Here is a 12,904-nt window from a genome sequence, read left to right as displayed (position 1 = left end):
CAATGATCTTGAAGGAGATGACGCCGGGCAAGCAGCATCGCATTCTCGCGACGGATCTTGACATCGAGATCATCGCCAAGGCGAAGAAAGGTGTCTATACGGACAACGAACTCAAGTGTGTCGAAGGTCCGCGCCTCAGCAAGTACTTTACAAAGGGCAGCGACGGCACATTTGCTGTACATGAGGATATCAAGAATCTCATTGAATTTAAGCGTCATAACCTCTTGAAGGATTCGTTTGAAACAGGCTTTGATCTGATCCTCTGCCGCAATGTCGTTATCTACTTCACAGAGGAAGCGAAGTTTGAGCTTTATACGAACTTCTTCCGTGCGCTGAAGCCCGGCGGCATCCTGTTTGTCGGTGCGACAGAGGCGATCTTGAATTTCCGCAAGATCGGTTACACGAGCTATCAGCCGTTCTTTTATCAAAGACCTCTGACCTGAGGAGGGCTGTTTGAGGAAAGGGGACGGAGCAGATGTTTGCAAATGAAAAAATCGAGCGCATGTGTCAATCCGATCTGCGGGATTTGCAGTTGGCTCGGCTGAAGAAAGCGGTCGCTTGGGCGAGTGAGAAGAGCGCATTCTATCAGAAGAAATTTGCGAATGGTTCTGCGTCGCAGATCGAGAGCCTGGAAGATATAGAAAAGCTGCCGTTCACGGCGCTGCCTGATATCTTGAACACATCGCCGTTTGATTTTCTCACGCTTCCTTTGAGCGGTATTCTGCGCATCAGCTGCCGCAAGCATACGGGCGCTGTCGTCAAGATGTATACGAACGGAGATATCGCAAAGAACGTAGACATGCTGACACGCGCCCTCGCGGCGACGGGCGTGCATCGCGCTTCTGTCGTCGGCATTCTCGGCGATATGTCGGATGGTCGTCTGCTCGATTTGCAGATGGCGGCGGAGGTGATCGGAGCGACGACCGTGCTGCTCGGTGAGGATATGCAGACGGCGGTCGAGCTTGTTCGCCTGACGGGCATGGATACGCTCTTGGCGAGCCAGCCGCTCGTCATGCAGCTCATCGTGCACGCGCAGATGAAGAACATCGAGCCGTCGACTTTGCCGCTCAAGGTGGTCGTTTGTCTGAACGAGGCGATCTCGAACCCCATGAAGCGCCATATATGTGAGCGTATGCAGACTGAGGTACACGACCTCTTCGCTTCGACGGAACTGGGGACGGCGGGATTGTTTTTCCCGTGCGGCAAGGGACAGGGACATCATGTGCAGGAGGACTACTGTTATACGGAGCTGATCGAGTTCAGCGGTGCGAAGGTCATTCACGAAGCAGGCCGCATGGGTGAGCTAGTCGTCACGATGCTTGCCGCTGAAGCGATGCCGCTGATACGCTACCGCACGGGGCAGGCGGTCATGCGTCTCGACGAGCCGTGCGCATGCGGTCGTGCCTTCGTGCGTCTGGTGACACCGTTTGGTTTGACGCACTGAGCCTGTTTGAATAGGGATAAGAAAATGCTGCGGGTATTGTCAAAATGACATGCTGCGCGGCATTTTTGTTGATATGCAAAGAACGGAGAGAGACGTCTATGATTGAGTTCCTCTTAGGGCGTGCGGGCACGGGCAAGACGCACGCTTGTCTTGCTGCTATGGCAGCGCGTATGAAGGAAGAGCCTATGGGCAGCGCCCTCGTGCTGCTCCTGCCCGAACATGCGACGTATCGCGCGGAGCGCCGTCTCGCCGCCATGATGACAGACGGCGGCGAGGGCTTCGTGCGCAGTCTCGTATTTGGCTTCAAGCGTTTCGCGCGTCATGTGCTGCAAGAGACCGGCGGTGCGGCGGCTGCGCGTATCACGAGTGTCGGCAGACGGCTGCTTTTGAAGCGCATCCTCGCTGAGGAAGCGGATCATCTGCAGGCGTTTGCACGCGCGGCAAAACAACGTGGCTTCACGGAAACATTAGAAAATGCCTTACAGGAACTCAAGAGCTACGGTCTCAAGGAAGAATCCTTGAGAGAGGTGCAACCCATGCTATCCGACGAGGCTCTTTGTCAAAAGCTCGACGATCTCGCGCTCATTTATCGCCGCTACCGTGAAAAGATGGCAGGACGATACAACGATACCGGTGATATGCTCGACACGCTCGCGGCAAAGATTCCTGCCTCAAACCTGTTGGATGGAGCAGAGATCTGGGTTGACGGCTTTTCTTTCTTCAATCCACAGGAAAGAAGCATCCTCAAGGCGCTCTTTCAAAAGGCAAAAGATGTGCATATCACATTGACCTTCGAGCCGACGGAAGAGGGAAAAAGTCAACGAGAGGGCAGTCTCTTTTATCGACAGGCACAGACCTTGCAGCAAATGAAGCTCATGGCGGAAGCGATGCATCTCCCCGTGCGCGTGCGTGCCTTGACCGAAAACCAACGGTTCACCCAAGGGACGCTTGCCGCCGTCGAGCGCGGGGTGTTCTCCTTCCCGCTCGCACCAGAGCGGGGAGCGGCGGGAATCGCACTCGTCGAGACGGCGACACGGCGGCTTGAGATGGAGGCGGCTGCCGCCGATATCGTGCGCCTTTGCCGCGAAGAGGGGCTGCGCTGGCGTGACGTCGCCATCTTGCTGCGCGACGAAGCCGCCTATGGCGATATGCTCGCTCTGATCCTTGAGGATTGCGGCATCCCGTACTTTCGTGACAACAAGCGTGCGGGCGTGCATCATCCGCTTGCCGAGCTCATACGCTCTGCCTTTGAAGTGCTGCGCGGCTGGCGCTACGATGCCGTTTTTCGTGCGCTCAAGACGGGATTTTTCCCACAGACGCGCGGCGAGATCGACCTTCTTGAAAATTATGTCTTGGAGTTTGGCATTCGTGGTTCGCGCTGGACGATGGAAGAGGCTTGGCACTGGCATCGCCGCCGCAGTTTGGATGAGGAATACGCGGGGGCGGACGAGAAGGAAAAGGAACATCTCGCAAAGATTGACTATTATCGCCGCGCCGTGGCAAAGCCTTTGCAGGCGTTTGCACTGGCAGCGAAGGGAGCGGCGACAGTGCGCGGCTTTGCCGAAGCAATCTATCAGCTGCTCCTCGTACTCGAAGCGCCGCAGAAGCTCGAACGCTGGGCAGATGAAGCAGAGCGGGCGGGCAGGCTCGCAGAGGCGCGTGAACATCGCCAGATCTGGAACGATGTCATATCTCTTCTGGAGCAGATGGTGGAAACGAACGGTGATGAAGAGATCAAGGTGCGCGAGTTTGAAGAGGTTTTGGGCGATGGGCTTGACGCTTTGCAGATTTCTCTAATTCCGCCGGGACTTGACTATGTGACCGTTGCAGATTTCGATCAAAACAGTGTCGAAAATGCGCGTGCGGTTTACATTCTCGGTGCGAACGAAGGCGTCATGCCACGCCGCAGTCGTGAAAAGGGGCTGCTTTCCGATGCTGACCGCCTGCATTTGAAGGAGGCGGGGCTTGAGCTGCCGCAAGGCTCCGTCGAGAGCAGCTTCAGCGAACGATTTCTTCTTTACAAGGGCTTTACAAAAGCGCGTGACTACCTCTGGGTTTCTTATGCGCTTGCTGATACGGAAGGCGGTGCGCTCTTGCCGTCGTCTTTGATCGGACAGATTCGCACTGTCCTGCCTGACGTTCGTTTGCGCACGATCTCTTTGGACGGAGTTCATGAGCGTCTTTTCGCGGGCGGACGGCAGGCGGTGGCGGGACTTGCGTCGGCGCTTCGTCGCTATCGTGAGAAAAAGACGCTGGCGCCTTTCTGGTGCGATGTTTACAACTGGGCGCTGCACGCTGAAAAAATGCAGGGCGTTCTGCAAAAGGTGCTGCAGGGCATCTTTTCACATGCGGAGGAAGAGGCTCTGCCCGAAGCCCTATCGGCGGCGCTCTACACGAAGAACCGCCGTCTGCACGGCAGCGTCACGCGCTTTGAAGCGTTTCGCGCCTGCCCTTTTCGCCACTTTGCGCACTACGGTCTGCGCTTGACGGAGCGTCCCGAGCGCGGCTTTCGTGTGCCCGATCTTGGCATCCTGCTGCACGCTGCCCTGCGTGATTTCGGTGAACGCTTGAAAGGAGAGGGCAGGCGTTGGCGTGAGGTGAGCGAAGAGGAGTGCGGTGAAATCCTGCATGAGATTCTTGCGATGCTTGCGCCAAGATTGCAAAACGAAATTCTTCTGAGTACGAAGCAGTATCAAAACTTACTCTCGCGCATTGAGGAAACGGCGAAGAAGGCGCTTGTGCGGCTCATCGACCTTGACAAGGCAAGCGACTTTCATCCCGTCGCTTTTGAGCGCTCCTTCGGACTTGCACCCGGCAGTCTGCCGCCTTTGACGTATGCGCTCTCTGATAGCTGCTTATTGGAGATCACGGGGCAGATCGATCGCATCGACATGGATGAGACGGGGCGTTATTTCCTCATCATGGACTATAAGACAGGCGGGGCATACATCAATCTCATCGAGGTGTACTACGGTTTGCGACTACAGCTTCTGACGTATCTGCTTGTCGCCAAGAATCTCCTTGCGCATACCGAGGAAAAGGAGCTTTTGCCTGCCGCCATGCTGTATTGCTTCTTGAAGAATCCGCTTATCACAGCATCACACCGCATCGATGCAAGGGAAGCAAAGAAGCTCTTGCAGGGTAAACTCAAGATGCCCGGTTGGGTGCTTGCGGATGCCGATGTCATACGCGCGCTCGACGCTACATGCAGTTTCACGAAGGTCGCTTTGACACAGAAGGGAGAAATCGACAAGAGGCGGCTGGATTCTGTCAAAACGGCAGAGGAGTTCGCTATACTGCTCGACTACATCGCCTATATTTTGACTGACACGGGCAGACAAATCATGGCAGGTGAGGTGCGCGCTCTGCCATATCGTTTGAAGGATAAGACGGCATGTCAGTATTGCCCGTACATCGCCGTTTGCGGATTCGATACGCTCGTGCCGGGCTTCAACTATCGCCGTCTGCAAAATCACGAAGATGCGGAGCTGATGGACAGCATGGAATTGAAAGGGAAGGAGGCTGCAGCATGGACAGCGAACGCAAATGGTCCCAAGCGCAGCTGAAAGCGATCGAGGAAAGGGGTAAGAATCTGCTCGTCGCGGCAGCTGCCGGCTCGGGCAAGACCTCGGTGCTCGTCGAGCGCATCATTCGCCGCATTCTGCATGGGGAAACAGACGTCGATCGTCTTCTCGTCGTCACCTTTACAAATGCCGCCGCTGCCGAAATGCGCGAGCGTATCGAAGCGGCGTTGGCGCAGGAGATTGCAAAAGGAGCGGCATCACCACATTTGGAGCGTCAGCTTGCACTTTTATCCAACGCTTCGATTTCGACGCTCCATTCCTTTTGCCAGAACGTCATTCGACGCAATTTCGCCGCCATCGACCTCGATCCGAAATTTCGACTCGCGGGGGCACAGGAGATTCGTCTGCTGCAGCAGGATGTTCTTGAAGAAATCTTTGAGAGAAAGTATGAAGAAGCCGAGGAATCTTTCCTTTCTTTTGCAGCTGCCTACGGCACAGAGCGCGGCGATGAATCCCTCTATGTCATGGTGCTGCGACTGTATGCTTTCTCGTGCAGTCAGCCCTTTCCCTCGTTGTGGCTTGACTCGCTCGCTGCGCGTTTTGACCTCAAAGATACACAGAGCCTCTTCGAAACCCCTTGGGCGTCGACGGTGCTCGCGCAGATCTCCTGCATCCTCACGGGTTGTCTTGCCGCCGTGCAGCGACTCGTCGAGAAATCGGCTGTACTCGGTTATGAAGCATGTCACGATGCTTTAGAAGAGGATGAAAGACTCTTGAAAAGGCTGCTTGCGTCCTTGGATGGGAACGATTGGGATGCGATGCAGCAGGAGTTTTCATCTTATAAGCACGCGACGATGCGCTTTTCCAAGGACATGGATGCGATGGAGAAGGAAGAGGCGAAGCGTCTTTTTACGCTGCCGCGTGACCGCATGAAGCAGAAGCTCAAACGGCTCAAGGAAACGTATTTTCACTCGCCGGAGGAAGATATTCTCGATGATCTGTGCGCTCTTTCGTGTACGGCGCACGTCATCGTCGGCATTGTCAAGGACTTCACCGCTGCTTTTCAGGCGGCGAAGAAGGAGCGCGGTATCGTCGATTTCAATGACTTGGAGCATTTCGCACTCGCCGTCCTCTGCGACAAAGATGCACCGGAGGGAGAGCTTCGTCCCTCGGCGCAGGCGCTCGCTCTGCGCGAAAAGTATGAGGAAGTCATGGTGGACGAGTATCAGGACACGAACGGCGTCCAGGAAGCGATTCTTTCCCTCGTTGCACGCGCGGACAACCTCTTTACTGTCGGCGACGTGAAACAGAGCATCTATCGCTTCCGTCTCGCCGATCCGCAGCTGTTTCTCAAGAAGCATGGAGAGTATCCGAGGCTGGGGGAAAGATATGTGCGCATCGACCTCTCGGAGAACTATCGCAGCCGCGCAGGCGTACTTGCGGCGGTGAACTGGATCTTCTCGCAGCTCATGACGCCCGATGCGATGGAGCTTACCTATGACGATGCGGCTGCTTTGCACTTTGCAGCGCATTATCCCGAGTCGGAGGAAAACAACCTTGCGGGCGCCGCTGAGCTTCACATCATCGAGAGCGACGACATCCCTGCGGAGACGACGGAGCATACTGACGAACCGAACGGCAATGGTGCGTCGGAAGATGCGGACGAGGATGCCGACGAGCTCAAAGGTTTCGCCTTGGAAGCGGCATTCATCGCGCGGCGCGTGCGTGCATTGATGGCGAGCGGCACACTCGTCGCGGACAAAGGTGCATACCGTCCGCTAGAATGGCGCGACATCGTGATCCTCCTGCGCGCTGCTCGCGGTCGGGCGGATATCCTGTTGGAAACATTGCGCGATGCCGACATCCCGTCGTACGCATCGCTTGATGCGGGCTATTTTCAAGCGATGGAGGTGCGCGTCGTGCTCTCCGTACTTGCCGTCATTGACAATGCGCGTCAGGATGTGCCGCTCGCGGCGGTACTCTATTCGCCGATCGTTGGTCTGACTTTCCGCGAACTTGCCGAACTTCGCCTTGCTGCTCCCGAAGACGATATCTTCGGCGCACTCATGGCAGTGAACGATCCCGGCGCGAAGTTTTCCGCCGCCTTACAGGAGAAGGTATCGAACTTTCTGCGGCTTTTGAGCAGCTGGCGTACGCTCATGCGGCGTGTCAGCGTCCCCGAGCTTATCTGGCAGATCTACCGTGACACGGGCTATTACGATTATGTGGGTGGCATGGCGGGCGGACTGCTTCGGCAGGCGAACCTGCGAATGCTCGCCGACCGCGCACGCGACTACGAGAATACGAACTTTCGCGGACTGTTCCGCTTTCTGCGCTTCATCGAAAAGATGCAGCAGATGGAAACCGATCTTTCCGCCGCACGCACACTGGGCGAGAATGAGGATGTCGTGCGCATACTGACGATCCATAAGAGCAAGGGACTGGAATTTCCCGTCGTCATTGTTGCGGGGCTTGGTTCGAAGTTCAACATGCGCGATGCGGCAGAGGAGCTTCTCATGCACCGTGAGCTTGGGCTGGGACTTTACCGCGTAGAGCGCGAAAAATCGCTGCGCTATTCGACCTTTGCGCGGGAGGCGGTCGCCGCACGCATCCGTCAAGAGAGCAAGGCAGAGGAGCTGCGCGTCCTCTATGTGGCAATGACGCGTGCGCGCGAAAAGCTCATCTTGGTCGGCTCGACGAAGAAGCTCGCCGCGCGTGCAGAAGGCTGGTGCAGTTTCGTCACAGAAACGAAGCGTCAGCTTCCCGCTTATGCGCCGCTTGAGGCGAACACCTTCCTCGATTGGCTCGGCATGACCGTCGCGCGTCATAGAGACGGTGCGCCGCTTTTAGAAAAGGCATCGCTCTTGGAAAAGCGCGTTGCGCCGGAAGGAGACGACGACTCACGCTGGCAGGTAAACATCGTGCCGGGATCATCCGTCACGAGCATCAACGCAGCCGTTCCCAAAGAGGATGAGGTTTTCGAGAAGCTGCGCCAAGGAACGCCGCTGCCTGCGAGCGAGGAGAAAGAAGCTGTGGAAGCAGCTCTTGCATGGCAGTATGCGCCGCATGGCGTTGAAGATGTACCTGCGAAGCTATCCGTCACGGAGCTGAAACGCCGCTTTTCTGCTGAAAATGCAGCGGAAGAAAAACCCTATATGCCGCTGATGGATAAAAACGGCGGCTTCGCTGCATTTTCCTTCAAGCGTCCCAACTTCATGCAGAAAAAAACAGGGCTTTCCGCTGCGGAATACGGTACACTGATGCACACGGCGCTCCAGCACATCGACCTCGCAGGCGACTACAGCCGCCAAGGTTTGGAGGCGCAGCTGGCGGCGATGACAGAAAAAGAGCTGCTGCTGCCTGAGCAAGCGGCGATCGTCCGCCTCGATGCCATCGAAACCTTCCTGCACTCGCCGCTTGGCATTCGAATGAAAAAGGCGCGCCGTCTCTGGCGCGAACTTCCGTTCAGCCGCAGACTTGAAGCGCGTCGGTTCTATCCTGCGGCGGAACCTGCTGCTCGTATATTCGTTCAAGGTGTCATCGACGTACTCTTCGAGGACGAAAACGGCGCCCTCGTGCTCGTGGACTACAAGACGGATAAGGACACGAATCCGATGCACATTTGCAGGAAGTATCGCCTGCAAATTGACCTCTACACAGAAGCGATAGAGGCGATCTTGGGGCGCAAAGTGACAGAACGCTGCTTATACTTGCTGCACGACGGCAAAGTCGTGCAGGTGTAGCGAGGATTGTTGTTGCAGACTTTCAAGACATAGGTTCAGCCGTCACGCGAAGCGGCATGAGGTTCTTTTTCTCCCGTTTCCTGCAATGGCGTCATCAAAGAGGCACGCTGTACATACGTCCTCACGCCTTAATGAGAGTTCGCCAATCTTCATAAATAAAAATTGAAAACAAGCAGGATTTCCCTAGAAAAGCGAGAAAGAAATAAGTGTAACATGTTTGAAACCATACTTATTCAACATTTTATGAAAGAGGTAGAGAAACATGGCAAAACTTGATTTGGCAAAATACGGGATTACAGGTGTGAAGGAAATCGTTCACAATCCGTCCTATGAGCAGCTTTTTGAAGAAGAAATGAAGTCCGATCTCACGGGCTTTGAAAAGGGGAAACTCACGGAGCTTGATGCGGTGAACGTCATGACAGGCATCTTTACAGGACGTTCGCCTAAGGACAAGTTTATCGTCATGGACGAAAACTCCAAAGATACGGTCTGGTGGACATCGGAAGCTTACCCGAACGACAACCATCCCGCCAGCCAGGAAACGTGGGAAGAGCTGAAGAAAATCGCAAGGCAGGAGCTTTCCAACAAGCGTCTTTTCGTCGTGGACGCTTTCTGTGGCGCAAACAAGAACACGCGCATGGCGGTGCGCTTCATCGTCGAGGTTGCATGGCAAGCGCATTTCGTCAGCAATATGTTCATCCTGCCTTCGAAGGACGAATTGGAGAACTTTGAGCCGGATTTCGTCGTTTATAATGCGTCAAAAGCAAAGGTCGAAAACTACAAGGAACTGGGGCTTCATTCGGAGACGGCGGTTGCCTTCAATATCACGAGCCGTGAGCAGGTCATCATCAATACATGGTACGGCGGAGAGATGAAAAAGGGCATGTTCTCGATGATGAACTACTACCTGCCCTTGAAGGGCATCGCTGCGATGCACTGCTCGGCGAACACCGATCTTGAGGGCAAGAATACGGCGATCTTCTTCGGTCTTTCGGGCACGGGCAAGACGACGCTCTCGACGGATCCGAAGCGACTTTTGATCGGCGATGATGAGCACGGTTGGGACGACAATGGTGTCTTTAACTTCGAGGGCGGCTGCTACGCGAAGGTCATCAACCTCGATAAGGACTCCGAGCCGGACATCTACAATGCCATCAGCCGCGATGCACTCTTGGAAAATGTCACGGTCGATGAAAGCGGTAAGATCGACTTCGCCGATAAGTCCGTGACGGAGAATACGCGCGTCTCTTATCCGATCGACCATATCAAGAACATCGTGCGCCCGATCTCTTCCGCGCCACCGGCGAAAGAAGTCATCTTCCTGTCTGCGGATGCTTTCGGTGTCTTGCCGCCTGTTGCCATCTTGACGCCGGAACAGATGGAATATTACTTCCTCTCCGGCTTTACGGCGAAGCTCGCGGGCACGGAGCGCGGCATCACGGAGCCGACGCCGACATTCTCGGCGTGCTTCGGGCAAGCGTTTCTTGAGCTGCCGCCGACAAAGTACGCGCAGGAGCTTGTCAAGCGGGTGCGTCAAAGCGACGCCAAGGCGTATCTCGTGAATACGGGTTGGAACGGCACAGGCAAGCGAATCTCCATCAAAGATACGCGCGGCATCATCGACGCGATCTTGAATGGCTCGATCAACAAGGCGCCGACGAAGAAGCTCAAGTACTTTGAGTTCGATATACCGACGGAACTTGAAGGCGTCGATACGAACATTCTTGATCCGCGAGATACTTACGCTGATCCGGCAGAGTGGGAGAAGAAAGCGCAGGATCTCGCCGGGCGCTTCATCAAGAACTTCAAGAAATACGAGACGGATGATGAGGGCAGGGCGCTCGTCTCTGCTGGGCCGAAGCTCTAAGGTTTATCGTTCGTCAAAGGAAGACACGCTCATCCGTATATCGTGATAAAAGAGGGATGTTTGTCTGTGTCTTATAAAGAAAGAAACCCGCCTGCGATTTGATGTGGAGGCGGGTTCTTTTTGCTTGGAATTTGAGTGAGGATGTGTACGCTATGGAACTACAGACAAGCCTTTTGAAGGTCAAAGGCATCGGTGCGAAGAAATACGAAGCGCTGAACAAGCTCGGGATCTTCACAGTCTACGATCTATTGACGTACTATCCGCGTACCTACGAGGACAGGCGCGTCTTGACGCCGCTCGCTGAAGTCGTCGTCGGAGAGCAGCAGGCGGTTACCGGCGTCATTCGCCATATCGTCGAGCGGCGCACAGGACGCGGCATCCATATCTTGAGTGTCGATATCGATGACGGCACGGGATTTCTTCAAGTCACGTTCTTCCAGCAAAAGTTCCTCAAAGGAAGGCTCAAAGCAGGGCTGCGCCTTTTCGCCGTCGGCAAGATTGAATATGCTTTCGGCGGGCATGGAAAGAAACAGATGCGTCAGATCAAGGACTTTTCTTTGCTTGAAAAAGATGGGGCAGCAAATTTGGGCATCCTGCCTGTTTATGCAGCTTCAGGCAGTCTGAATCAGAAGTTTTTCCGCACATTGTTTACAACGGTATGTAAAGAAATTCAGGAGATTGCGGAAATCCTGCCCGAGAGCATCTGCCAGCGTTATCGTCTCGTCGCGCGTGATGAGGCGTACCGGCAAGTGCATTTCCCCGAGTCGCCCGATGCGCTCCATCTTGCGCGTGAGCGTCTGATCTTTGAAGAACTGTATCTCATTCAATGCGGTCTTTTGCTCCTGCGCCGTGAGAGTCGCCAAAAAAAGAAGGGCGTGCGTCATCTTGGCGAGAGCCGACTTTCGCGCGAAGTGTGCGCGGCGCTGCCGTTTCAGTTGACGGAAGATCAAACGAAGGCATGGCACGACGTACGGCAGGATATGGAACTTCCTGTGCCGATGCGCCGTCTTTTGCAAGGCGACGTCGGCTCGGGGAAAACGGCTGTTGCCTTGCTTGCACTTGTCAAGACAGTGGAAAACGGCTTTCAGGGCGCATTCATGGCGCCGACGGAAATTTTGGCGCGTCAGCACTTCGATACGTTCCGGCGCCTGCTTGACGGCTTGTCCGTACGCCTGTTGCTTTTGACAGGGCGGCTGACGAAAAAAGAGCGTGAAGCGGCGTATAAGGCGATCGAGGCGCATGAAGCCGACATCGTGATCGGTACGCATGCTTTGATTCAAGAGAACGTCACTTTTTCAGCGCTCGGTCTCGTCGTGACGGATGAGCAGCATCGCTTCGGCGTCGAGCAGCGTGCCGCCCTCGAAAAGCGTGCGCAGCTTACGCCTGATCTGCTTGTCATGACGGCGACGCCGATTCCTCGCACGATGACGCTGACGGTCTACGGCGATCTCGACGTCTCGCGCATCGAGCGTCTGCCGCCGGGGCGCGTACCCGTCGCTACCTTCCTGCGCACGCCCGACCGACGTGATCGCATCTATCGCTTCGTGCTGCAGGAGATCGCCAGGGGCAGGCAGGCGTACATCGTCTGCCCGCTCGTCGAGCAGAGCGATATGCTCGATCTGCCGTCCGCGCAGGAAGTCTACGATGAGCTGCGTGCGGGTGTGTTTCGTGAAGTGCGCTGCGGCCTTGTTCATGGCAAACTCGCAAAGAACGAAAAGGAAACCGTCATGGCAGACTTTCATGCGGGGAAGATCGATGTACTCATCACGACGACTGTCATTGAGGTCGGCGTCGATGTGCCAAACGCCAGCATCATGACCATCGAGAATGCCGAGCGCTTCGGACTCGCTCAACTTCATCAACTGCGCGGTCGTGTGGGGCGGGGCGCACACAGATCCTATTGCATCCTGATTTCGTCGACACACACCGAAACGGCGAAGAAGCGTCTTTCTCTCTTAGAGAGCGTTAACGACGGATTCGTGCTTGCCGAGGAGGATCTGAAACTCAGAGGTCCCGGTCAATTCTTCGGTGCAATGCAGCATGGTCTGCCAGACCTCAAGATGGCGGATGCTCTGCGCGATGTCGATATATTGCTCAAGGCACGCCGCGCCGCTCTTGAAACAATGGAAAACTCCGCAATGCGAAAGAAAGTCGCCGAGATCTTGCGGCTTGAATACAAGGATTTTTTTACAAAGATTACGGATGTTTGAGATTTGCCGCTGTTTGAGGAAAACGCATTTAAATTGGCTACTTCCGATAATTTATACTTATCGGAAGTTATAAGTATAGATATCCACCTTTTAATGTAAAAAATAATCCGTCAATA

At 55.1% G+C, this 12,904-nt stretch carries 6 protein-coding genes; all 6 read left to right on the top strand.

Annotation, left to right across the window (positions count from 1 at the left end; genetic code table 11):
- Window positions 1–443 (top strand): CheR family methyltransferase (locus ACTTKG_RS05100; RefSeq protein ID WP_442673174.1); only part of this gene is annotated, 443 nt, incomplete at its 5' end.
- Between the two features lie 32 nt (window positions 444–475).
- Window positions 476–1,444, top strand: a complete 969-nt coding sequence (locus ACTTKG_RS05095; RefSeq protein WP_442673173.1) for a phenylacetate--CoA ligase family protein — start codon at window positions 476–478, stop codon at window positions 1,442–1,444.
- Window positions 1,445–1,542: 98 nt separating this feature from the next.
- A complete protein-coding gene (addB, locus tag ACTTKG_RS05090; protein WP_442673172.1) occupies window positions 1,543–5,010 on the top strand; it encodes a helicase-exonuclease AddAB subunit AddB in 3,468 nt (1,155 codons plus the stop codon).
- The gene (gene addA / locus ACTTKG_RS05085) at window positions 4,974–8,711 is read left to right on the top strand and encodes a helicase-exonuclease AddAB subunit AddA (RefSeq protein ID WP_442673171.1); all 3,738 of its coding nucleotides are present in this window, start codon (window positions 4,974–4,976) and stop codon (window positions 8,709–8,711) included. The genes addB and addA overlap by 37 nt, the downstream gene beginning before the upstream one ends.
- A 262-nt stretch (window positions 8,712–8,973) precedes the next feature.
- Window positions 8,974–10,578, top strand: a complete 1,605-nt coding sequence (pckA, locus tag ACTTKG_RS05080; protein WP_442673170.1) for a phosphoenolpyruvate carboxykinase (ATP) — start codon at window positions 8,974–8,976, stop codon at window positions 10,576–10,578.
- Window positions 10,579–10,730: 152 nt separating this feature from the next.
- Window positions 10,731–12,788 carry an ATP-dependent DNA helicase RecG gene (gene recG, locus ACTTKG_RS05075; RefSeq protein WP_442673169.1) on the top strand — a complete coding sequence of 686 codons (2,058 nt, stop codon included), beginning with the start codon at window positions 10,731–10,733 and terminating at the stop codon, window positions 12,786–12,788.
- The last annotated feature ends 116 nt before the right edge of the window (window positions 12,789–12,904 follow it).

The organism is Selenomonas sp., assembly GCF_052169755.1.
In the GTDB taxonomy this organism is placed as follows: domain Bacteria; phylum Bacillota; class Negativicutes; order Selenomonadales; family Selenomonadaceae; genus Selenomonas.
Note: the sequence above shows the minus strand (reverse complement) of the source record. Positions and strands in the feature narration are given on the sequence as shown.